Genomic DNA, 22,252 nt, shown 5'->3' with positions numbered 1-22,252 from the left:
GAGACTTTAGCCAGGCGTGGGCACCGCGACTCCCAAATCGGGGATCCGCCTGGTCTTCGCCGGGTCGAGGACGTGTTTGACGGCCTCCTGCGCGGACCGGTCCGCGCACGCGGCGGCGATCGCCCCGCTCACCAGGGCGGTGGCGAAGGAGGTCCCGCTCCAGCGCGCGTAGCCGTTGAACGCCCCGTGTTCGAGGAAGGTGCTGGACAGCCACTCACCGCGGGCACACGCGTCCACCCACGCTCCGTACGCCGAGAACGGGGCCCTCGCCCCGCCGTCCGGGTCCAGTGCCCCGACGGCGATCACCCCGGGTGACGCGGCGGGCCAGAAAGGGCGGTCGGAGGCGGTGTTGCCCGCGCAGGCCACCGTGACCGTACCGGTGAGTGCTTCCAGGGCGGCCTCCACGAGCGGGGAGGGGCGGTCGTCGAAGGTGTGCCCGCCGAAGGACAGGTTGAGCACCTGCGGCGGGTCGGCCCGCAGCCGCTCCAAAAGGTGCAGCAGCCCGGCCTCGTCCCCGACGCCGTGGCCGTCCAGCACCCGGATCGGCCGCAGCCGCGCCGACGGGGCCGACCGCAGGATCAGCCCGGCGATGAACGTGCCGTGCCCCGCCTGGAGGTCCAGTTCGCCGTCGCCGTCGGAGTCGGGCACCTCGTCGGCCTCGCGGCCCCGCTCCAGGAACCACGGGCTCCCCTGCCACCACGGGTGCTCGGCCAGGCCGGTGTCGGCGAGCACCACCGTCACGGCGCCCGCCGCGCGCCCGGTGGGGGCGGGGTCGGGCGCCGGGAGGGCGGCGCTGGGGAAGGGGCGGGAGGCGGGGCCCCCGAAGTAGAGCGGCTGGCCCGTCAGGATGTGGTTGGGAGAGGCGCGCACGCCCCGCGCCCGTACCGACGCCACCAGGTCGCAGACGTCCACGCCCGGAGACAGGCGCACCCGGTGGATTCCCCCGATCTCGGTGACGGCGTCGGCCCAGCGGGCGGTGGCAGCGAGGCCCGCGGCGTCGGTCAGCAGTTGACCTTTTCTGATCAGGGCGGGCGAACCGGGGATGGGTTCGACCCGTTCTATGCCGGTGTTCATCTGGTCCTCCGGGGGGCGATCACCAGGTGATGGGGTTTTCTTCATTCCCGAGGATGCCCTGGCCAAGTGCCCACGGCACAACATCTCGGTATGACCCCCCTCTGGTGCGACGTCACGACCGACGGTAGTCTCTCCTTCAGTCACTTGTGATCATCCTGGTATGAGGCCGTTGGGGAAGGCGCACCTCGTACGAAACGGGAGGTCCGGTGTCTGCTCGTGGCGTGCTTTACGTCCACTCAGCTCAGCCTGCGCTGTGCCCTCATATTGAATGGGCGGTCGCAGGTGTCCTTGGCGTGCCCGTAGACCTGACCTGGACTCCGCAGCCCGCCGCGCCCGGTCACGTGCGCGCGCAGGCCGAGTGGGAGGCCCGTGTCGGTACCGCGGCGGCCATCACCTCGTCGCTGATGGGCTGGCAGCGGATCCGCTTCGAGATCACCGAGGACGCCTCACCGGGTGCCGACGGGACCCGGCACGCCTACACCCCCTCCCTCGGCGCCTTCACGGCCGTGGTCGGGGCCAACGGCGACATCCTGATCCCGGAGGACCGGCTGCGCTCCGCCATGCTGATGGCCCGTCAGGGCCGCGTGGTGCTGGAGGAGGAGCTCGATCGCCTGCTGGGCAAGCAGTGGGACGCCGAGCTCGAGTCGTTCCGCTACGCGGGCGAGGGCGCTCCGGTCCGCTGGCTGCACGCCGCCGTCTGAGCGGGCACGCCCCCACGGGGGCACGTTCGCTCTCTCGCGGCGGACGACCGTCCCGGACACGGGTTTGGAACGTGCCCTGCGCCTCCTCCCTGCGCGGGGAAGGGCGCAGGGAGGACGGGCGAGCCCCCACCGGCGGGACCGGCGGGGGCTCGTCGAACGACCGTCAGAGGGGGATGTTGCCGTGGGCGCCCCTGGCGGGGGTCGCCTGGGCCAGGACCCTGGCGATGGCGCCCCTGGTCTCCTCGGGCTTGATCACCTCGTCGATCACGCCGAGCTCGATGGCCCGGTCCAGGCCGCCCGCGAGGATCTCGTGCTCCTCGGCGAGCCTGGCCTCCAGGGCGGCGCGCTCCTCCTCGGGGGCGGCGGCGAGCTCGCGGCGTTTGAGGACGCGGACCGCGGCGATCGCGCCCATGACCGCGATCTGGGTCGTCGGCCAGCCGAACACCTTGGTCGCGCCCAGCGAGCGGGAGTTCATCGCGATGTAGGCGCCGCCGTAGGCCTTCCTGGTCACCAGGGTGATCCGCGGCACGGATGCCTCGGCGAAGGCGTGCAGGAGCTTGGCGCCACGGCGGACCACGCCGTCGTGCTCCTGCCCGACGCCGGGCAGATAGCCCGGAACGTCCACCAGGACGATCAGCGGCACCCCGAAGGCATCACACATCCGGACGAACCGGGCCGCCTTCTCCGCGGAGGCGGAGTCGAGGCAGCCGCCCAGGCGCATCGGGTTGTTGGCCACCACGCCCACGGTCCGGCCCCCGAGGCGGCCCAGGGTGGTGACGATGTTGGGTGCCCACTTGGCGTGCAGCTCCACGCCGGGCTCATCCAGCAGGCCCGTGACGAGCGGCTTCACGTCGTAGGCGCGGCGCACGTTGTCGGGCAGCAGGCCGGAGAAGTCGATCTCCTCGACCCCGGTGCGCACCCGGCCCTGGTGGCCGAGCAGCACCGCCAGGCGGCGGGCCCGCAGGTAGGCGTCGGTCTCGGTCTTGGTGACCACGTGGACGACACCGCTGCGCTTGCTGTGCGGCTCGGGGCCGCCCAGGGCGGCCATGTCGATCTGCTCGCCGGTGACGCTGCGGACCACGTCGGGACCGGTGACGAAGATGCGGCCCTCGTCGGCCAGGATCACGATGTCGGTCAGCGCCGGGCCGTACGCGGCGCCGCCCGCCGCGGGACCGACGACCACGGACAGCTGCGGGACCACGCCGGAGGCGCGGGTCATCGCGGCGAAGACGCGGCCGACCGCGTGCAGCGACTCCACGCCCTCGGCGAGGCGGGCACCGCCGGAATGCCAGACGCCGATGACGGGAACCCGCTCGCGGACCGCGACGTCGTAGGCGTGCACGATGTGCTCGCACCCCTCGCTGCCCATCGCACCGCCCTGGACGCGGGCGTCACTGACGAACACGACGACCGGAACACCCTCCACGCGGCCCGTCGCGGCGAGCACGCCGCTGCGGTCGACCGGTGAGATCAGCCGGATCGAGCCCTCGTCGAGCAGAGCGGAGAGACGCACCTGAGGGTCACGGGGATCGAGAGGCTCCGGTGTCGTGTCCTCGCGGCTCTCACCGTCCTTGCTGTCCTTGCTGTCCTCGCTCACCAGTCCCTTGTCGAGCACGGTCATCGCGAGCCCCTGTCAGACGCTGGTGAAGGCCACGGCGACGTCGTGCCCGCCGAACCCGAAGGAGTTGTTGATCGCGGCGATCTGACCGTCCGGCAGGGCGCGCGGCTCTCCGCGCACGATGTCGACCTCGATGCCGTCGTCGAGGTCGTCCACGTTGATGGTCCCGGGCGCGCGCCGCTCGTGCAGCGCGAGGACGGTGAAAACGGACTCGATACCGCCGGCGCCGCCGAGCAGGTGACCGGTCATCGACTTGGTGCCGCTGACCAGCGGGTGACCGCCGATGACCTCCTTGATGGCCATCGTCTCCACCACGTCACCCGCGGGGGTGGAGGTGGCGTGCGCGTTCACGTGCTTGATGTCGGCGCCGGTGAGACCGGCGTCCTCCAGGACGCGGCGCATGGCCAGCATGACCCCGGCGCCGGTCGGCTCCGGCTGCGCGATGTGGTGGGCGTCGGCCGAGTAGCCGACCCCGGCGGCCACGGCGTAGATCGTGGCGCCGCGGGCGAGGGCGTGCTCCTCGGACTCCAGGACGAGAATGCCGGCGCCCTCGCCGAGGACGAAGCCGTCACGGCCCTTGTCCCACGGCCTGGAGGCGCGCTGCGGCTCGTCGTTGCGGGTGGACATGGCGCGCATGGCCGCGAAGGACCCGATGTTCAGCGGGTGGATGGCCGCCTCGGTGCCGCCGGCCACGACCACGTCGGCCCGGCCGGAGCGGATCATCTCGATGGCGTACCCGATCGACTCGGCGCCGGTGGCGCAGGCGCTCACCGTGGCGTGGACGCCGGCGCGCGCGCCGACCTCGATGCCGATCCAGCCCGCCGAGCCGTTCGGCATCAGCATGGGAACGGTGAACGGTGAGAGCCGCTTCCAGCCCTTCTCCTTGAAGGTGTCGTAGGCGGCGAGGATCGTGGTGATGCCCCCGATGCCGCTGCCCACGACGACGCCGAGCCGCTCGGGGTCGACCTTGTCGATCGCGGCGTGCGCCCACGCCTCGCGGGCCGCGACGAGTGCGAACTGCTCGGCACGGTCCAGCCGCCTCGACTCCGGCCGGGGCAGAACCTCGGTCGGGTCGACGGCGGAAAAGGCGGCGAACTTCACCGGGACGGAGTCCACCCAGTCGGCGGTGATATCACTGACCCCCGACTGACCGGCGAGGAGCGCCGACCAGGTCGAGGCGACGTCTCCACCGAGGGGCGTGGTCGCGCCGAGCCCGGTGACGACGACACGTACCTGGTCTGTACTCACTGCTGCGCTCCTTGTGAATCGCTGGTCAATCTGGGCTGGGGGATAAGCGGGAACGTCTCAGTTCTGGATGAAGTTGATGACGTCCTTGACGGTCTTGAGGTGCTTGAGCTGGTCGTCCGGGATCTCGACGCCGAACTCGTCCTGAGCGGCGACGGCGATCTCGACCATGGACAGCGAGTCGATGTCGAGGTCGTCGACGAAGCTCTTCTCCGGGGTGACCTCGGTGGCCGGGATCCCGGTGATCTCGTTGATGATCTTGCCGATGCCGGCGAGGATCTCCTGCTCGGTCAGAGCCATGTCGCGTGTTCTCCTTGGAATCGTGGTTCTTCTGGTTTCCCGTGCGGCGGGGCCGCGCGGAAGCTCTAGGGGATCTCGATGATCTGGCCCGCGTAGGTCAGGCCCGCGCCGAAGCCGAGCAGCAGGGCGAGCCCGCCCGCCTGGACCTCGCCGCGCTCGATCATCCGGGACAGGGCGAGCGGGATCGAGGCGGCGGAGGTGTTGCCCGCCAGGACGATGTCCTTGGCGACGACGGCGTTGTCCGCGCCGAGCTTGCGGGCGATCGCCTCGATGATGCGGAGGTTGGCCTGATGGGGTACGAAGGCCGCGAGGTCGGCCGGGTCCACCCCGGAACGCTCGCAGATCTCCTTGGCGACGGGGTGAAGCGCGGTGGTCGCCCAGCGGAACACGGTCTGGCCCTCCTGGTGCAGGAAGGAGTCGCGGTCCTTGATGATGATCGCGTCGAACTTGTCGCCGGCGCTGCCCCACACCACGGGGCCGATGCCCGGGGTGTCGGAGGGGCCGACGACCGCGGCGCCCGCGCCGTCGGCGAAGATCACCGCGGTGGCCCGGTCGGTCCAGTCGATCCACTGGGAGAGCTTCTCGGTGCCGACGACGAGCACGTGGGTCGCCGAGCCCGCGCGGATCGCGTCGTTGGCGACCGCGAGCGCGTAACAGAAGCCCGAGCAGGCGGTGTTGACGTCGAAGGCGCCGGGGGCGTCGATGCCCAGCCGGGTGGCCACCCGGCCGGCGGCGTTGGGGATCTGCGTCTCCAGCGTGCAGGTGGCGACGATCACCAGGTCGATGTCGGAGGCCGCCAGGCCGCTCGCGGCGAGGGCCTTGCCGCCCGCCTGCACGGCCAGGTCGATCTCGGACTCGTTGTCCGGGGCGATCCGGCGCTCCTTGATGCCGACACGGCTCTGGATCCAGGCGTCGTTGGTCTCCATGGTCGCCGACAGGTCGTCGTTGGTCACCACGTTGGAAGGCTGGTAGTGGCCGAAGGCGAGGATCTTCGCGCCGGGCGCGCCCTGTGAGGTCTTCATTCCTCGGTCACCGCTCCTTGTTCGACTCAAGGGCGGCTCGCGCGGCCTCCAGGTCGTCGGGGGTCTTCAGGGCGACGGTCGTCACCCCGTGCAGAGCACGCTTGGCCAGGCCGGTGAGCGTGCCGCCGGGGACGAGCTCGATCATCGTGGTGACGCCGAGCTCGGCCATCGTGGCCATGCAGGCGTCCCAGCGCACCGGGTTGGCGACCTGGGTGACCAGGCGCTCCATGAACTCGGCGCCGCTGGTGACCGCCGACCCGTCGCTGTTGGACAGCAGCGTGACGGCGGGATCGGCCGGTGTGACGTCCGCGGCGGCCTCGCGCAGACGGCCGACCGCGGAGGCCATGTGGACGGTGTGGAACGCGCCGGCGACCGAGAGTTCCCTCACTCTCGCCCGCGCGGGCGGCTCGGCCTTGAAGGCCGCCAGCTGCTCCAGCGTGCCGCCGACCACGATCTGCCCGGCGCCGTTGATGTTGGCGGGGGTGAGTCCCTTGTCGGCGATGGCGGCGAGGACCTCCTCCTCGACGCCGCCGAGGACGGCGGACATGCCGGTCTCGGTGATCGTCGCGGCCTTCGCCATGGCCTGGCCGCGCTCGCGGACGAGGCCGACGGCCTGCTCGGGGGTGATCACCCCGGCCAGCGCGGCGGCGGTGAACTCGCCCACGCTGTGCCCGGCGACGATGTCGGGGGAGGCCCCCAGCACCTCGGCGACGGCGAGCCCGGCGGCTACGAGGAGTGGTTGCGCGACGGCCGTGTCACGGATCTCGTCCGCGTCCGCGGTGGTCCCGTAGGCGATCAAATCGAGGCCGGCCAGCTCCGACCAAGCGGTCAGCCGATCGGCCACGCCCGGTAGTTCGAGCCATGGACCGAGAAAGCCTGGAGTCTGGGCACCCTGGCCCGGAGCGACGATGACGAGCACAAAATCCAGCCTGCCCTGTAGAGGTTCAATACATGGATGGAGATCCAGACGAACTTTGTCCCCACTTCTTTGTAGGGAACCTACAGCGGGAGTTTCGCGGAGATTAAGTAAAGGATTCTAGGTTACCGGCGTCTCCGACAGGCGCCCGAGAATCAGCCCCACCTGGAGGGTGAAGGCGGATCGCCCCTCGGTCGGCTGATAGCCGGTCAGTTCCGTGATCTTACGCAGACGGTAGCGCACCGTGTTCGGATGGACGAAAAGCAGGCGGGCCGTCGCTTCCAGGGACGTGCCCTGTTCCAGGTAGGTCGCGAGGGTGTCGAGGAGCGGTGTGCCGATCAACGGCAGATAGACGTTCTCGATCAGCTGTGCCCTGGCGTCGCCGTCGCCGTCGATGGCCCGTTCGGCCAGCAGGTCCTCGGCGTGAACCGGCCTGGGCGCGTCCGGCCATCCCGCGGCGGCTCGCAGCCCGGCCATCGCCGCCCGCGCCGAACTCGCGGCCGAGTGCAGGTCGGCGACCTCGGGCCCGATCACGATCGGACCGGCGCCGAAACGCGGCACCACGTGCCTGGCCGCCGCGGCGACGCTGTCCGCCCCGCCCACGATCACGATCAACCGGTCGCCCTGCACCCCGGCCAGCATGTCCAGGCCCGACCGGCGGCCCCGGTCGCGCAGCGCGTCGATGACCGCCTGCGGGTCGTCGTCGGGGGTCTGCCCGGCCAGCACCACGACGGGGGCGGAGGTCCAGCCGAGCGCGGCGGCCCACGAGTGCAGGCCGTCGTCGACCTCGCCCCTGACCAGGGCGTCCACGATCAGCGCCTCCAGCCGTGCGTCCCAGGCCCCGCGAGCCTCGGCCTCGCGCGCGTACACCTGCGCGGCGGCGAAGGCGACGTCGCGGGTGTAGCGGAGCATCGCCTGCTGGAGCTGGTGCTCCCCGCCGGGCGCCGCCAGCTCCCCGGTCTGCGCCTCGACCACCTCGACCACGACCCGCACGATGTCGACGGTCTGCTGCAGCGAGATGGACCGCTTCAGCTCCCTGGGCGCGGTGCCGAAGAACTCGATGCTGGGCGTCGGGCGGCCCTCCCCGGCGTGCTGGAACCACTCCACGAACGCGGCGATCCCGGCCTGGGCGACCAGCCCGACCCAGGACCTGTCCTCCGCCGACAGGGCGCGAAACCACATCAGCCGGTCGTCCATGCGGGACATGGCGGCCGTGCCCAGCGTGCCCATGGCCCGCTCCAGCCGACGCGTGGTGTCCTCCCGGATCCGGTCGGAGTCGGGATCCCTCTCGTCCTGTCCGGTCACGACGTCGCTGTGCCTGAACGTTCGCTCGTTCCGCTCCCTCACGCCACTAAGAGTGCCAGGTCGCGGGAGATGCGCCAGCCGCGGCTCCGGACAGCGTACGCTCCCCGATCTTGTACGTCCCGCACGACCAGGGCGCGAGCGTACGCCGCGATCCCGTTCCGCGCGCCCGTGGCCCCCCTCTCGGAGCCGGGCGTCGTCATCGTCTGCCGTTCCGCGGGCCCGTGTCCCGTACGCCCACCGGGATGTGAACGTACGGAGGGTGGGGTGTGTCGGGCGGGGGCTCAGACGACCGCGACGGCGGTGATCAGGCCGATGGCGAGGTGGGTGACCGCGAGCAGCCGGGCGCCCGGCTGAAGCTCCGCCTCGGTGACCAGTTCGCGCACCGAGATGCCCGCCACCTTGTCGAACGCGACCATCGCCACGGTCTGTACGGCGATGCCGACCAGGCCGAAGACCAGCGTCGCGAGCAGGCCCTCCTGCAGGGCGCCGCCCGAGGACCAGATGGAGGCCGCCACGATCAGCCCGACGGCCGCCAGCCCCGAGCCGGCGAGCAGGGTGGCGTTGGGGTTGCGCCCCTCCTTGATGAGCTTGCCGAGCCTGCCGGGGGTGACCATGTCGATCACGTAGAAACCGACGATGAGCAGGATCACGCCGAGCGCGGCGTACGAGACGATCGCGAGCGCGCCGCGCCCGAGGACCTCGGCGAGCGAGAGCGCCTCGGCACCGGGCACGACGGGGGCGATTGGCACGGGGGTGGGACTCATGTGTGGTTTCTCTTTCCGGGACTCAGAGTTCGATGCGGTGCGGGACGAATGACGACGTGTCGTCGGTGATGAACCCCGAGGTCTCGCGGATGCCGGCACCCGCCGCCTCGTCGTGGACGACCCAGGCGCCGAGGACGGGACGCCAGCCCTCGAAGACGGGCAGCGCCTGGAACTCCTGGTAGACGTAGCCCTCGGCGCCGTAGCCGCCGAGGGTCTCGACGTGCTCGCCGGGGGTGACGATCCGCATGTTGGCGCCCTCGCGGCCGAGCAGCGGCTTGACGATGTAGGAGGACATGTCGCGGGGGCCGTCGAGGTAGGCGGGCAGCAGGTTCGGGTGTCCCGGGTACAGCTCCCAGAGCACCGCGAGCAGCGCCTTGTTGGACAGCAGCATCTTCCACAGCGGTTCGATCCAGGTCGTCGAGACCTGCTGGCGCACAGCCCGCGTCCCGAACGGGTCGGCGACCGCCCACTCCCACGGGTACAGCTTGCAGAGCGAGCGGATCACCCTGCGCTCCATGTCGACGAAGCGGAGGTTGAGGTCGTCCCAGCCGATGTCCTCCATCGCGACCGCGACGGTCTTGAGCCCGGCCTGGTCGGCGGTCTCCTGCAGATAGGCGAGGGTCATCACCTCCTCGCCCGAGGTGTCCATGTTGGTCCAGGCGAAGTGCGTGGGCCCGGTGGGCAGGCCGGTCGAGATCTGCTGCCACCTGGCGATCAGCCGCTCGTGGATGGAGTTCCACTGGTCGTCGTCCGGGTAGCGGTCGCGCAGCCAGAACCACTGCACCACCGAACTCTCCAGGAGGCTGGTGGGGGTGTCGGCGTTGTACTCCAGCAGCTTGGCGGGACCGGTCCCGTCGTAGCGCAGGTCGAAGCGGCCGAACAGGTGCGGGTCGTTACGCTCCCAGGAGGCGGCGATCTCGGGGGCCACCCACGGTGGGATCGCGAACTCGGCGTAGCGGCCCTTGGCGATGACGTGCTCCACGGCGTTCAGGCACATCCGGTGCAGTTCCTCGACCTGGTTCTCCAGGTCGAGGACCTCGTCCATGGAGAAGACGTACTGGACGGTCTCGTCCCAGTACGGACGGTCAAGGCCCTCGGGATGGGCCGAGCGGTGGTAGGCCAGGCCGTGGCCCTCGATGACGCTCTCCCAGTCGTCGCGAGGGAGGGAGGTCTCGCGTCTCATCTCCTGCTCACCTGTCGCTCACCTGTGGTTCGTCGGCCTGCTCATCGGCGCCGGATCAGCTCCCGCCACCCGATCCGCTTCGGCCGCCGAAGCCACCCCGTTGGATCACCGTGCCCTTGCGGCTGGTGATCTGGACGTCCGAGGGACGCACGGTGGTGCCCTGCCGGATGTGGGAACCGGACCTGACGCCTCCGTAGTACCAGCCGTAGGCGCCCCGCGATCCGTGGTAGCGCCTGTCGTCGTCGCAGAGGTCCTCGTCCACGATCGCGTAGCTGCCGTCCGGCTGGCGGTTGTTGAGGTCGACGCACTCGGCGCCCACCTCCTCGTAGTCCGACGTGGAGCAGGAGGAGACGAGAAGCATCGAGACGACACCGATTCCGGTGATGGCGATCGCTCTGGAGGCCTTGAAGCCCGAGGGCTTGGAAGGCGTCTTGCCATGGGGACCTGGCGGTGTGGCCCGTGGGTGTTGTGGTCGCGCGGCCATCGAGCTCCAATGAGATGCGTCGCCACAGGGTATCGATGCGCTTTTGTCTGTTCAACCGATCTCTGGATCTTTCGGGGGAATCGCCGACGCCCGCGCGGAGCGGCGAGGTGAGCCGCGCCGACCCCGGGAAGACAGCCGATCATCACCCGCCCGGGTGTGTAGTGTTCTGGCAAAGCGCGGTGGACGAGGGGTGCGCGGTGCCGGAGATCAGACCGTTGCGGCCGGGGGATCCGCCGCGACTGGGCAGGTACGAGCTCAAGGGCAGACTGGGGGAGGGCGGGCAGGGGGTCGTCTATCTCGGCGAGTCCGAGGACGGTGAGCGGGTGGCCGTCAAGCTGTTGCACGTGCGCTTCACCGAGGAGGCCCACGCGCGCTCCCGTTTCGCCCGCGAGCTGGCGGCGGCCCGCCGGGTGGCCGCCTTCTGCACCGCCCGGGTGCTCGCCGCCGACCTCGACGGTGAGACGCCCTACATCGCGAGCGAGCTGATCGAGGGGCCCTCGCTGCGCCAGGTGGTCGAACGCGAGGGACCGCTGACCGGGGAGGCTCTCGAACGTCTCGCGATCGGCACCGCCACCGCGCTGACCGCGATCCACCACGCGGGCATCGCGCACCGCGACTTCAAGCCCGACAACGTCATGCTCGCCACCGACGGTCCCAGGGTCGTCGACTTCGGCATCGCGAAGATCATCGACGAGAGCGGGACGATCACCACCCGCGCGGTCGGCACCCCCGCCTACATGGCCCCCGAGCAGATCGCCGGTGAGCGGGTGGGTTTTCCCGCCGACGTGTTCGCCTGGGGCTCGACCATCGTCTTCACCGCCACCGGAAAGGCTCCCTTCGGGAGCGACACGATCGTGGCGACGCTCAACCGGGTGATCAACCACGAGGCCGACCTGAACGGCCTGCCCGACGGGCTGCGCGACGTCGTCGCGGCCTGCCTGAACAAGGATCAAAGGCTCAGACCCACCTCGGACGTGTTGCTGAAGCGTCTGCTCGGCCACCCGGTGGACGAGGCGGAGACCCCGGAGGCCTCGGAGGAGGAGCTGGCCGAGGGCGCGCAGGTCGCCACCGGGGACCTGACCCGGCCCGAAGAGCCCGCCGCGCCCACGCGGCGCCGCCCGGCGGTCCTCGGCGCGATCGCCGTCGGGGTCGCCGTACTCGGCGTGGTGGGCGCCCTGCTGGGCCTCCCGTTCGGGAGCACGCCGCGCGGGCAGGCCGAGCCCTCCCGCCCACCGGTGACGGTGCCCAGCCCTGCGACGACCAGCCCTGCGGCGGCGACCCCGCAGGTCTCCACCGGCTCGCCCCTGCTCGACCGGATCAGAGAGACCGAGAGGCTCCGCGTGGGGTTCAGAGAGGGCCTGCCGGGGATCTCGCTGGGCAAACCGCCCCGGGGATTCGAGGCCGACGTGGCCGCCCACATCGCGAAAGAGCTGAAAGTGCCCGACGACGGGCTCAAGTTCGTGTCGGTGGTGGGGTACGACGGTCGTGAGGAGGCGGTGGAGAAGGGCAGGGTCGACCTCGTGATCGCCAACTTCTCGATCGACACCGCCGACCGCCGCCGCGTCGCCTTCGCGGGGCCGTACTATCTCGCCCACCGCGACGCGCTGGTGCGTACCGGCGCGAGGATCGACGGTCTCAAGGACCTGCGCGGCAGGAGGATCTGCCTGTCACCTGGCCAGACCACGGGCACGATGATCCGCGACAGGGGCGTCGACTTCGTCGCGGTGCGGGCGGACGACCCCGCGCAGTGCGCGTCCCAGTTGGCCGACGGCCGCGCCGACGCCATGGTCGGGGACGACCTGCTGATCGCCGGCTTCGGTGCCCGCCTGCGCGACGTCAAGGTCGAGATCGCCGGGATCAGGCTCACCTCGGAGAGGTACGGCGTCGCGCTCAGGCGTGGGGACCCGGTGGCCTGCCGGAAGATCAACGAAGTGATCGCGTCGATGTACGAGGACGGAACGATGAGGCGCCTGCTCGAAAAGCACCTGGGCAGGGTGGGTTTCCGCTTCGAGACCAAACGGCCCCGCCCGGAGCCCTGTTGAGCCCTGTTGAGTCTTCCGCCTTCGATCGGGCTCTTCTCCCCGAGCCCCGCCGAGCCCGTTCGCCTCCGACCGCGCTCCTCGCCGCCGCCCTGTCTCCCGCGAGGGCGAGCGACGTCTCCGCGAGGGCGAGCGATGTCTCCCGCGAGGGCGGGCGACGCGCGGGAAGGCGTGACCGCGCGGCCCGCCCGCGGGCCCGCCGCGTCACGAACCGTCGCAGACGGTCCCCCTGGCAGGAACCTTCCCGTCGATGAGGTAGGCGTCGGTCAGCTTCTTGACGCAGGTGTCACCGGACAGGTAGGCGCCGTGCCCCTCGCCCCTGTAGGTCACCAGCACCCCCGTCCGAAGCTCCCCCGTCAGCTTCGGAGCCCACTCGTACGGCGTGGCGGGGTCGCCGGTGCCGCCGATCACCAGGATCGGCGCCGAGCCCGTGGCGTTGATCCGCCTCGCCTCGTCGTTGCCGGGAACCGGCCACATCGAGCAGATCAGGCCCATCCCCGCGCCGCCGAACAGCGGGGAGACCTTCATCGTCTCGTCCTCCAGCGCGTTCAGCTGCTCGGGGGTGGGGCGTTCTGCGGTGTCCACGCAGCTGATCGCGGGGAAGCTGCTCATGAGCGTCGTGTAGCTCCCGTCGGGCTGACGGCCGTTGTAGCTGTCGGCCAGGGCCAGCAGGATCCGCCCGTCACCCTTCATCGCCTGGCCCAGCGCCTGGTCCAGCAGCGGCCAGGTCAGCTTCGAGTACAGCGCGGCGGCGATGCCGACGCCCGCCAGCCCCTGGGTCAGGAGACGCTTGCCGACCTTGAGCGGTTTGTCGTTCAGCTCGTCCATGAGCTTCGTCACGTTCTTGTTCGCTATGGTCGCGTCGCTGCCGATCTCACACTCGCGGGGCTGCTTCACGCAGTCCTTCAGGAAGGCGTCATAGGCGTGCTGGAACCCCTTCGTCTGGACCATCGTGCGCGTCGCCATGGAGACGCTCGGATCCAGCGGGGCGTCCAGTACGAACCGTCCCACGTTCTGCGGGAATTTCGTCGCGTAGACCGCGCCGAGCTGCGTCCCGTACGAGATGCCGAAGTAGTCCAGTTTCTTCTCGCCCAGGGCCGCGCGGAGGCGGTCCATGTCCGCGGCGGCGTTCACCGTGCCGATGTAGGGCAGCAGCCTGCCCGAGGTCTGCTGACAGGCCGTCACGAACTCCTTGGTGATCTCCCGGCTCCTGGCGCGCTCGTCCTCGTTGGCGGGCAGGGTGTCCATCGAGGTGAACCTGTCCATCACCGCGCTGTCGCCGCACCGGACACCCGAGCTTTGGCCGACCCCGCGCGGGTCGAAGCTGACCAGGTCGAAGCGGCTGTTCAGGGTGGTGAACGCCTTGGCGGCCTGGGCCATTGTCTCGACGCCCGAGGCGCCGGGGCCGCCGAAGTTGAAGACCAGCGAGCCGATCCGCCTGCCGGGGTCGGTGGCCTTGACGCGGATGACGGCCATCTCGATGGAGTCGCCGTCCGGGTTGGCGTAGTCGAGCGGGACCCTGAGTTTCCCGCACTGCTGCGCGGAGTTGGGCTGGGGGGTCTCACCGCCGGGCCGCCTGAGCCCGGTGCACGGACCCCAGGTGATCGCCTCCGCGGGGGCGGAGGTGGCGGTCGGGTCGGTCGTGCCCGAGACGACCTCGCCTCCGACCAGTCCGCCCGGGAGGGAACCGTCCCCGCCGGGTCCGCCACCGCAGGCGGAGAGCACGGTTGACAGGGCCGTGACCGTCGCGGCCGCCCTAAGGATTGTTGCCATGAAACGCTCTCCCCTGGAATCGTTCGCCGGGGGGAGCGTTCAACACTAACCGGGCGGGCCCTCCATGGAAAAGGAGAACCCGCCCGGGGACGATCAAACTCCCATGGACTGGGTGTCGTTGCTCTCGGCGCCCGCGGCCTCGGTCACGCCGTTCTTCAGGTGATACATGGAGATGGCGTCGCCCAGCACCTCCTGGTCGAGCTCACCCCTGTTGACCAGCTGGGTGAGCACGGCCAGGGTGATCGAGGCCGCGTCCACGTGGAAGTGGCGGCGCAGCGCCGACCGGGTGTCCGACAGGCCGAAGCCGTCGGTGCCGAGCGAGCTCCAGTCGCCGGGAACCCACTGGGCGATCTGGTCCTGGACCGCACGCATGTAGTCGCTCACGCCCACGAACGGCCCCTGCGCCGACGACAGCGCCTGCGTGACGTACGGCACGCGCTTGTCGGAGTCGGGGTTGAGCAGGTTGTGCTCCTCGGCGGCGAGCGCGTCGCGGCGCAGCTCCGCCCAGGAGGTGGCCGACCAGACCTCGGCCGCCACGCCCCAGTCCTCGGCCAGCATCCGCTGGGCCTCCATCGCCCACGGCCCGGCCACGCCGGACGCGAGGATGTTGGCCTTCGGCCCGGACACGGCCGGAGCCGGGGCGAACCTGTACAGACCCTTGAGCAGGCCCGCCACGTCCAGGTCCGAGGGCTCGGCGGGCTGGGGGTAGGGCTCGTTGTAGACGGTGAGGTAGTAGAAGACGTTCTCCGGCTCCTCGCCGTACATCCTCCGCAGGCCGTCCTTGACGATGTGGGCCACCTCGAACCCCCACGAGGGGTCGTACGAGACCGCGGCCGGGTTCGTCGAGGCGATCAGCGGGGTGTGGCCGTCCTCGTGCTGCAGGCCCTCGCCGTTCAGCGTGGTGCGGCCGGCGGTGGCGCCGAGCAGGAAGCCCCGGCCCATCTGGTCGGCGAGCTGCCACATCTGGTCGGCGGTGCGCTGCCAGCCGAACATCGAGTAGAAGATGTAGATCGGGATCATGTGCTCGCCGTGCGTGGCGTACGACGAGCCGACCGCGATCGTGGAGGCCATCGAGCCCGACTCGCTGATGCCCTCGTGCAGGATCTGACCCTCGGTCGACTCCTTGTACGACAGCAGCAGCTCGCGGTCGACCGCCTCGTACGTCTGGCCGTGCGGTGAGTAGATCTTCGCCGTCGGGAAGATCGCGTCAAGACCGAAGGTGCGCGCCTCGTCCGGGATGATCGGCACGAACCTGTTGCCGATCTCCTTGTCGCGCATCAGGTCCTTGAGCAGGCGGACGAACGCCATGGTGGTGGCGACGTTCTGCTTGCCGGAGCCCTTCTTCAGCTGCGCGTACGCGGCGTCGCCGGGAAGCGTGACCGGCTTGGCGCGCATCACGCGCTTGGGCAGGAAACCGCCCAGGGCCGCGCGGCGCTCCTTCATGTACTGGATCTCCGGGTCGTTCTCGCCCGGGTGGAAGTAGGGCGGGAGGTCGCCCTCGAGAGCGGAGTCGGGGATCGGCAGGTAGAGCCGGTCGCGGAACTCCTTCAGGTCGCTCTTGGACATCTTCTTCATCTGGTGCGTCGCGTTGCGCGCCTCGAAGTCCTTGCCGAGAGTCCAGCCCTTGATGGTCTGGGCGAGGATGACCGTCGGCTGGCCGACGTGCTCACGAGCCGCCTTGTAGGCCGCGTACACCTTGCGGTAGTCGTGGCCGCCGCGCGACAGCTTGCGGATGTCCTCGTCCGACAGGTGCTCGACCATCTTGCGCAGGCGCGGGTCGCCGCCGAAGAAGTTTTCCCTGATGTATCCGCCGGTCTCGACGGAGTATGTCTGGAACTGGCCGTCGGGGACGGTGTTCATCTTGTTGACCAGCACACCGTCGACGTCCGCCGCGAGCAGTGGGTCCCAGTCGCGACCCCAGACGACCTTGATGACGTTCCAGCCGGCGCCCCTGAAGTAGGACTCCAGCTCCTGGATGATCTTGCCGTTGCCGCGTACCGGGCCGTCGAGGCGCTGCAGGTTGCAGTTGATGACGAAGGTGAGGTTGTCGAGCTCCTCACGGGCCGCCACGCCGATCGCGCCGAGCGACTCGGGCTCGTCCATCTCGCCGTCGCCGAGGTAACACCAGACGTGACTCCGGCTGGTGTCCTTGATCTTCCGGTTCAGCAGGTAGCGGTTGAACCGGGCCTGGTAGATCGCCCCGATCGGGCCGAGACCCATGGAGACCGTGGGGAACTCCCAGAAGTCGGGCATCAGGCGGGGGTGAGGATAGGAGGGCAGACCCCTGAACCCGTGCGAGAGCTCCTGGCGGAAGGCGTCGAGCTGTGCCTCGTTGAGGCGGCCCTCCAGGAAGGCGCGGGCGTAGATGCCCGGCGCGGCGTGGCCCTGGAAGAAGACCTGGTCTCCGGACTCGCCGTGGTCCTTGCCGCGGAAGAAGTGGTTGAAGCCCACCTCGTAGAGCGACGCGGCGGAGGCGTAGGTGGCGATGTGCCCGCCGACGTTGGTGCGGGCGTTGGCCCGGGTCACCATCACGGCCGCGTTCCAGCGCGTGTAGGCGCGGATCCGGCGCTCGACGTACTCGTCGCCGGGGAACCAGGGCTCGCGCTCCGGCGGGATGGTGTTGATGTAGTCGGTGCTGCGCAGGCCGGGCACCCCGACCTGGTGTTCACGGGCGCGCTCCAAGAGCCGGAGCATCAGATAGCGGGCCCGAGTGCGACCTTCCGTCTTGATGACGTTGTCGAGCGACTCGAGCCACTCCTGGGTCTCGCTGGGGTCGACATCAGGAAGCTGGCTGGGTAGGCCGTCGCTGATGATCGAGAAACGCTGGCGTCCGGAAGCCACTGGGTCTCGCCTTCCGAGGATGGACTTTTGTCTGGAGTAGGTCGTCTTCCATCCTGGTCGCTTACCCCGGAAAGTGCATCTCTACTTCCCGGTAACCAGGAGATCCCTGCTGGCAGTGATACGAAAGTGGCCTAGACCACCGATGGTAGGACGAATTGCCACCAAAGGTTACATCGGGGTTGCCCCTTTTTTACAGGTTCCCTCCCTGGGAATCTGGGACCCGCTGTCTGGCCTGCCTTCGTGCCCCTCGCCGGAGCCTTCCGAGCCCCTCCGCGGGAGCCCTTCGACGGTCCTCGGGGGATCGTCGACGATCCCCCGAGGGTCTTGGAGGGACCCCGGAAGGGGAGGGGCCCTCCTCGCCGCCGCGCGATGTGCCCGGGCGTCGTGATCGGGACCCTCACCGTATACAACGCATGATCCCCCCTGAAGGTGCCCTAACGGACGCCTCGCGTATCGTCTTTCGCTCTTTTTCCCACCATCTTTCGCATCGCCTCCTCCGTGGAGCCCTGTCATGCGCCTCTCCCGCGGGGAGACGGGCCGCGGCCCGTGAGGCTCCGTGCCGAAGTGGTAACGATTCGCGCGCCAACCGTGAGCGGTGCCGCGGCCGCCGTCGCTGTCCGGAAACGCCGCATCCGGCGGGCGTATCCCGAGCCTCCGCTCTCGTCCCGGCCCCTGCCCTGCCCGGCTCCTCCCGGTAGGGAACGGTCCATACGGGGACATTCCAGAAACCGGAGACACCGCCCCCGTCCCCGTACCGACGAAGATCGGGCGGCGGCGAGGGCCGCACCTGGTCTTCCGGAGCGGGTGCGGTCGTCATCGCAGCTCACGATGGATCGTAGGATCGGTATGTGAGATCTCAGACGATCGAGGTGATAACGGGTTCCCGAGAGCGGGTGCACGACATCACCTCCGAGTGCGAGAGCTTCGTCCGGTCATGTGGGGGCGACGGCCTGTTACACGTCTTCGTGCCCCACGCGACCGCGGGGGTCGCGCTGCTGGAGCTGGGCTCGGGCAGCGACGACGATCTGCTCGCGGCTCTGGAGAATCTGCTTCCGGCCGACGACAGATGGAGGCATGCGCACGGATCACGGGGGCATGGACGGTCGCATGTCATGCCTGCCCTCATTCCGCCGTACGCCACCGTCCCGGTTCTCGCCGGACGGCTCGCGCTGGGAACCTGGCAGTCCATCGCCATCGTGGATCTCAACGTCGACAATCTGGAACGCCAGGTCCGTTTGTCATTTTTGTCGGACTAATTCATACGTAGCCCAGTCGTTGCCGTGGCGACCGTTGACGACTGAGGGTCACAGCGTGTGGACTGTGCCGAAGCACTCTGAGCACCGTGTGATTGCGGGGCCATTCAAGCAGGAGGGACAAACGTGAGCGCGACCGCGGGTCAGGCGCAGGGCGAACGCGGCCTGGCCGAACGACTCGGCCTCAAGCCGGGTCAGGTGGTGCAGGAGGTCGGATGGGATGAGGACACCGACGACGATCTGCGCGACTCCATCGAGGAGCTGACCGGTAACGAGCTGGTCGATGAAGACTTCGAGGACGTCGTCGACGTCGTGCTGCTGTGGTGGCGTGACGGCGACGGTGATCTGTTCGACGCCCTGAGCAGCGTGGTGACCAACCTCACCGACGGTGGCCAGATCTGGCTGCTCACTCCCAAAGCCGGCCGGGACGGGCACGTGGAGCCGAGCGACATCGGGGAAGACGCCACCACTGCGGGTCTCTCGCAGACCAGCAGCATCAGTGCCGCCCCCGACTGGTCGGGGACGCGTCTGGCGACGCCCAAGGCGCGCCGCTAAGGGTCCGCCCTGCCGTACGGCTCGCGCGGGCCGTACGGCAGGATGATGACGCCTGCCGTCAGCCGAGGAAAGGAACCCCGATCATGGCGATCGAGGTGGGTGACCAGGCTCCCGACTTCGAGTTGAGAGACCAGCACGGCACCCCGGTCAAGCTTTCCGGACACCGGGGCAAAAAGATCGTGCTGATCTTCTACCCTCTGGCGTTCAGCGGCGTCTGCGGCAACGAGCTCGACGCCATCCGCGACGAGCTCATCGCCGACATGCCCGAGGACGTTAAAATTCTCACCGTCTCGGTTGACTCGACCTTCGCCCACCGCGCGTGGGCGGATCAGAAGGGCTACACCTTCTCGCTGCTCTCCGACTTTTGGCCACATGGGCAGGTCGCGCGGGCGTACGGTGTATTCGACAACGAGAAGGGCTGCGCGGAGCGCGGGACCTTCATCATCGACGGCGAGGGCGTGGTTCGCCGGCGCGTCGTGAACCCGATCTCACGGGCCCGCGACATCGCCGAGTACCGCAAGGCGCTCACCGACCTTCCCTAAGCGGTGATCCGGCGGACGCCCGCTCACGAGGTGCCCCGCCGGTCCGACCTCTCGGAGGCGATCATGCCCTGCTTCTCCTGCGGGGCCAGGCAGACCGACCCGATCCGTGGCTCCAGCCCGTGGACGCGCGGAGTGCGCCACGAGACGCAGGTGCTGATCTGCCCGGACTGCCGGCGCACCCACCAAGTCGACCTCGACACATGCCTCTCGTGCGGCTCCGTCGCGCTCATCTGCCGGTTGGGCGAGGTGGAGTGCCGATCCTGCGGCGCGGTACGCCTCGCGCGGGGCGACGACCGGCCAGCCGCCTCCCACGCCTGCGCGCCCGGCCTGGCCGACGAGGTGGAGGCCGCCCTGGCCAGGGTCCTGCGCCGGGTCCCCTGAGAACGCCCCGGCCGTTCCAGGGGCCATGGGACCGGGCGTTTCCCGGGCATATCGGGAGGTTCTTCCAAGCAACGCGCTCGGCCGTATGGGGGAGATCCCGCCATTCCGCCGCGCCCGGCGTGCGCTAAGGTCGGGCTCGGTCCCGCCCCTTCGACCCGCTGGATGGGTGCATGAGCTCCTTCGTTGTTGCCCTCGACGTCGGTGGAACGTCGATGAAGGGCGGCCTCGTCACCCGTTCCGGCGAGATCATCCGTACCGACCGCCGTGCCACCCCGCGCGACAGGGGCCCGGCGGCGGTCATCGCGACGATCCGGTCCTTCATCGACGACCTCGCCGCCGCGGAGGGCGGCACCCCCGAGGGGGTCGGACTCGCCGTACCGGGCCTGGTCACCGCCGAGGCGGCCCTGTACTCCGCCAACATCGGCTGGCGCGACGTCCCGGCCGGAGACCTCGTCCCGCTGGACGTCCCCGTCATGCTCGGGCACGACGTCCGCACGGGCGGTCTGGCCGAGAGCGTCCTCGGAGCCGGCCGCGAGCTCTCCGACTTCCTGTTCCTGCCCATCGGCACCGGCATCGCGGGCGCCACGATCCTGGGTGGCGAGCCGTACGGCGGGAGCGGTGGCTGGGCCGGCGAGATCGGCCACACCCCGGTCCACCCCGAGGGGGAACCGTGCGCCTGCGGCCAGATCGGCTGCCTGGAGACCTACGCCTCCGCCTCCGCCGTGGCCCGCCGCTACTCCACCCGCGCCGCCGCATCCCCGCCTTCCGCCTCCGCTTCCTCCTCTTTCGCTCCGGAGCCCTCCTCCACCCCTGCCTCGCCCCTTCCTGCCTCCTCTCCGCCGTCCACCTCATCCGCCACCGTCGTCCCACCCGCCTCGGTCAGCGCCGAGCGGGTCGCCGCCCTGACCGCCTCCGGTGATCCTCTCGCCGTGGAGATCTGGGACGACGCGATCGAGGCGCTCTCTCTCGCCCTGGCCACCTACACGCTTCTTCTCGACCCCTCCGCCATCGTCCTCGGCGGAGGCCTCGCGGAAGCGGGCCCCCTCCTGTCCGACCCCCTGGCCGAACGGCTCGGCAAACGCCTAGCCTTCCGCGACGCCCCGCCCCTGCGTCATGCCGCCCTGGGCATGTCCGCCGGCATGCTCGGCGCGGCCCTCCTCGGCTGGCGCGCCGCCGGCTTCACCGACGCGGGAACCACGTGGTCTCTCGATGTGCTGAAGTCCCCCCACGTGGCGTAAAGTGTTGTCCCGTCTGTCCGACGGGATTTCCCGGGCGCTTAGCTCAGCGGTAGAGCGCTCGCCTTACAAGCGAGATGTCACTGGTTCGAACCCAGTAGTGCCCACCAGCCAGAACGCCCCGTATCCGATCTTCGGAACGGGGCGTGAGTGACTAACCGGGTGACCAACTCCTGAAGATGTCGTCCATCGCCTCCGCTCCCTGCATGAGAGCGCCGGCCGGATCTGCTTCCGATAGACCGTCTCCGTGACCACCGTGTTCCGATGGCCGACGAGCCGGGAGATGTCCTCGATCGGGATGCCGGAGTCCGACAGCAGCGACACGAAGCTGTGCCGCATCTCGCAGGTGCCCACACGTTGCGGCTCTCGTCGAAGGCGACCACATGTGACCAGAGAAGCGCACACAACTCCTCAGTACGGGCACCGATCAGCAGCGAGAGCACCACGTACGCCCGCATGCGGAGCGCGGCCTGCTCCGCCAGGGCGACGATGAAACCAGCCTGCGCGAGCGTAAGCGTCTTACTCGGCTCGCAACGAGAGCGTCTCCGCCGGGTACACCAACTACTTCCTGTGGCTGGAACACCCAACCTCGCCAAGGTCCTCAAGTGCAAGGCCGAGCAGGGGTGCAAGATCCGCTTTCTCATTGGGGACTCGGACAGCGAGGTCACCCGCCGTCGTGAGGAGGTGGAGAACGTCCCGCTGACCGTCTCCACCCGCATCCGGATCACCCTCTCGGAGATCGAGCAGGTTCGGGACGTACCCGGCATCGAGGCGAGGTTCGGAGACGAGCACATCGCGATGAGCGTCTTCCGCTTCGATTCGGAGATGCTCGTGACCCCCCACCTGGCCAAGCTCGTCGGCTGCGACTCGCCGATGATGCACCTGCACCGCTATCAGGACGACGGCCTGTTCGACCGATTCGGCTACCACGCCTCCGGGCTGTGGAGCAACGGCCGGGACGTCTGGGCGGACGACCCGCGGGAGCGCACAGAGAACACGAATTCTCCAGCTCGGTAACCCT

Annotated in this window: 20 protein-coding genes and 1 tRNA gene; 9 read left to right on the top strand and 12 right to left on the bottom strand. The window is 69.7% G+C overall.

Going from position 1 to position 22,252, the window contains the following annotated elements; translation table 11 throughout:
* Window positions 1-6 precede the first annotated feature (6 nt).
* A complete protein-coding gene (locus AB0B90_RS24605) occupies window positions 7-1,074 on the bottom strand; it encodes a S8/S53 family peptidase (RefSeq protein ID WP_350945975.1) in 1,068 nt (355 codons plus the stop codon).
* Between the two features lie 206 nt (window positions 1,075-1,280).
* Between AB0B90_RS24605 and AB0B90_RS24600 the strand changes: the two genes are divergently transcribed.
* The gene (locus AB0B90_RS24600; protein ID WP_344918407.1) at window positions 1,281-1,775 is read left to right on the top strand and encodes a DUF3145 domain-containing protein; all 495 of its coding nucleotides are present in this window, start codon (window positions 1,281-1,283) and stop codon (window positions 1,773-1,775) included.
* Window positions 1,776-1,938: 163 nt separating this feature from the next.
* Here the strand turns inward: AB0B90_RS24600 and AB0B90_RS24595 are convergent, their stop codons facing one another.
* The 9 genes from AB0B90_RS24595 to AB0B90_RS24555 form a co-directional block, all read right to left on the bottom strand.
* On the bottom strand, window positions 1,939-3,396 hold the full coding sequence (locus tag AB0B90_RS24595) for a carboxyl transferase domain-containing protein (RefSeq protein WP_350945976.1): 1,458 nt from the start codon (window positions 3,394-3,396) through the stop codon (window positions 1,939-1,941).
* Between the two features lie 12 nt (window positions 3,397-3,408).
* Window positions 3,409-4,641, bottom strand: a complete 1,233-nt coding sequence (fabF, locus tag AB0B90_RS24590) for a beta-ketoacyl-ACP synthase II (RefSeq protein ID WP_350945977.1) — start codon at window positions 4,639-4,641, stop codon at window positions 3,409-3,411.
* 57 nt (window positions 4,642-4,698) lie between these two features.
* Window positions 4,699-4,938 (bottom strand): acyl carrier protein, encoded by a 240-nt coding sequence (locus tag AB0B90_RS24585; RefSeq protein WP_350945978.1) that lies wholly within the window; start codon window positions 4,936-4,938, stop codon window positions 4,699-4,701.
* A gap of 65 nt (window positions 4,939-5,003) precedes the next feature.
* On the bottom strand, window positions 5,004-5,960 hold the full coding sequence (locus AB0B90_RS24580; RefSeq protein WP_350945979.1) for a beta-ketoacyl-ACP synthase III: 957 nt from the start codon (window positions 5,958-5,960) through the stop codon (window positions 5,004-5,006).
* Window positions 5,961-5,967: 7 nt separating this feature from the next.
* Window positions 5,968-6,879: an ACP S-malonyltransferase gene (locus AB0B90_RS24575; protein ID WP_350945980.1), complete on the bottom strand. Its 912-nt coding sequence runs from the start codon at window positions 6,877-6,879 to the stop codon at window positions 5,968-5,970.
* A 117-nt stretch (window positions 6,880-6,996) separates the two neighbouring features.
* Complete coding sequence (locus AB0B90_RS24570; RefSeq protein ID WP_350946112.1) at window positions 6,997-8,106, bottom strand: helix-turn-helix domain-containing protein; 1,110 nt, start codon at window positions 8,104-8,106, stop codon at window positions 6,997-6,999.
* A gap of 356 nt (window positions 8,107-8,462) precedes the next feature.
* The gene (locus AB0B90_RS24565) at window positions 8,463-8,945 is read right to left on the bottom strand and encodes a DUF350 domain-containing protein (RefSeq protein ID WP_362924975.1); all 483 of its coding nucleotides are present in this window, start codon (window positions 8,943-8,945) and stop codon (window positions 8,463-8,465) included.
* A 22-nt stretch (window positions 8,946-8,967) separates the two neighbouring features.
* Entirely contained in the window at window positions 8,968-10,128 is a 1,161-nt protein-coding gene (locus AB0B90_RS24560) for a glutathionylspermidine synthase family protein (protein WP_350945982.1), read from the bottom strand.
* Between the two features lie 55 nt (window positions 10,129-10,183).
* Window positions 10,184-10,612 carry a hypothetical protein gene (locus AB0B90_RS24555; protein ID WP_350945983.1) on the bottom strand — a complete coding sequence of 143 codons (429 nt, stop codon included), beginning with the start codon at window positions 10,610-10,612 and terminating at the stop codon, window positions 10,184-10,186.
* A gap of 161 nt (window positions 10,613-10,773) precedes the next feature.
* Here AB0B90_RS24555 and AB0B90_RS24550 point away from each other — a divergent pair, with 161 nt between their 5' ends.
* A complete protein-coding gene (locus AB0B90_RS24550; RefSeq protein WP_362924972.1) occupies window positions 10,774-12,654 on the top strand; it encodes a serine/threonine-protein kinase in 1,881 nt (626 codons plus the stop codon).
* Window positions 12,655-12,855: 201 nt separating this feature from the next.
* Here AB0B90_RS24550 and AB0B90_RS24545 read toward each other — a convergent pair whose 3' ends face one another.
* Both AB0B90_RS24545 and aceE read right to left on the bottom strand, forming a co-directional pair.
* Entirely contained in the window at window positions 12,856-14,424 is a 1,569-nt protein-coding gene (locus AB0B90_RS24545) for an alpha/beta hydrolase (protein WP_350945985.1), read from the bottom strand.
* Between the two features lie 93 nt (window positions 14,425-14,517).
* The gene (aceE, locus tag AB0B90_RS24540; RefSeq protein WP_350945986.1) at window positions 14,518-17,265 is read right to left on the bottom strand and encodes a pyruvate dehydrogenase (acetyl-transferring), homodimeric type; all 2,748 of its coding nucleotides are present in this window, start codon (window positions 17,263-17,265) and stop codon (window positions 14,518-14,520) included.
* Window positions 17,266-18,113: 848 nt separating this feature from the next.
* On the opposite strand from aceE, the gene AB0B90_RS24535 reads away from it, so the two are divergent.
* The 7 genes from AB0B90_RS24535 to AB0B90_RS24505 all read left to right on the top strand — a co-directional run bounded on the left by AB0B90_RS24535 (window position 18,114) and on the right by AB0B90_RS24505 (window position 22,248).
* Window positions 18,114-18,521: a secondary thiamine-phosphate synthase enzyme YjbQ gene (locus AB0B90_RS24535; protein WP_350945987.1), complete on the top strand. Its 408-nt coding sequence runs from the start codon at window positions 18,114-18,116 to the stop codon at window positions 18,519-18,521.
* A 123-nt stretch (window positions 18,522-18,644) separates the two neighbouring features.
* Entirely contained in the window at window positions 18,645-19,073 is a 429-nt protein-coding gene (locus AB0B90_RS24530) for a DUF3052 domain-containing protein (RefSeq protein WP_329084203.1), read from the top strand.
* Window positions 19,074-19,156: 83 nt separating this feature from the next.
* Window positions 19,157-19,615 (top strand): peroxiredoxin, encoded by a 459-nt coding sequence (locus AB0B90_RS24525; protein WP_362924969.1) that lies wholly within the window; start codon window positions 19,157-19,159, stop codon window positions 19,613-19,615.
* Between the two features lie 30 nt (window positions 19,616-19,645).
* Window positions 19,646-19,996 carry a hypothetical protein gene (locus AB0B90_RS24520; RefSeq protein ID WP_350945989.1) on the top strand — a complete coding sequence of 117 codons (351 nt, stop codon included), beginning with the start codon at window positions 19,646-19,648 and terminating at the stop codon, window positions 19,994-19,996.
* A gap of 170 nt (window positions 19,997-20,166) precedes the next feature.
* Window positions 20,167-21,234: an ROK family protein gene (locus AB0B90_RS24515; RefSeq protein WP_362924967.1), complete on the top strand. Its 1,068-nt coding sequence runs from the start codon at window positions 20,167-20,169 to the stop codon at window positions 21,232-21,234.
* Window positions 21,235-21,266: 32 nt separating this feature from the next.
* Window positions 21,267-21,341, top strand: a tRNA-Val gene (locus tag AB0B90_RS24510).
* A gap of 460 nt (window positions 21,342-21,801) precedes the next feature.
* Complete coding sequence (locus tag AB0B90_RS24505) at window positions 21,802-22,248, top strand: hypothetical protein (protein ID WP_362924965.1); 447 nt, start codon at window positions 21,802-21,804, stop codon at window positions 22,246-22,248.
* Window positions 22,249-22,252 lie beyond the last annotated feature (4 nt).

Source organism: Streptosporangium sp. NPDC049078, assembly GCF_040648855.1.
GTDB lineage: Bacteria > Actinomycetota > Actinomycetes > Streptosporangiales > Streptosporangiaceae > Streptosporangium.
This window is presented reverse-complemented; position numbering and strand designations above follow the sequence as displayed.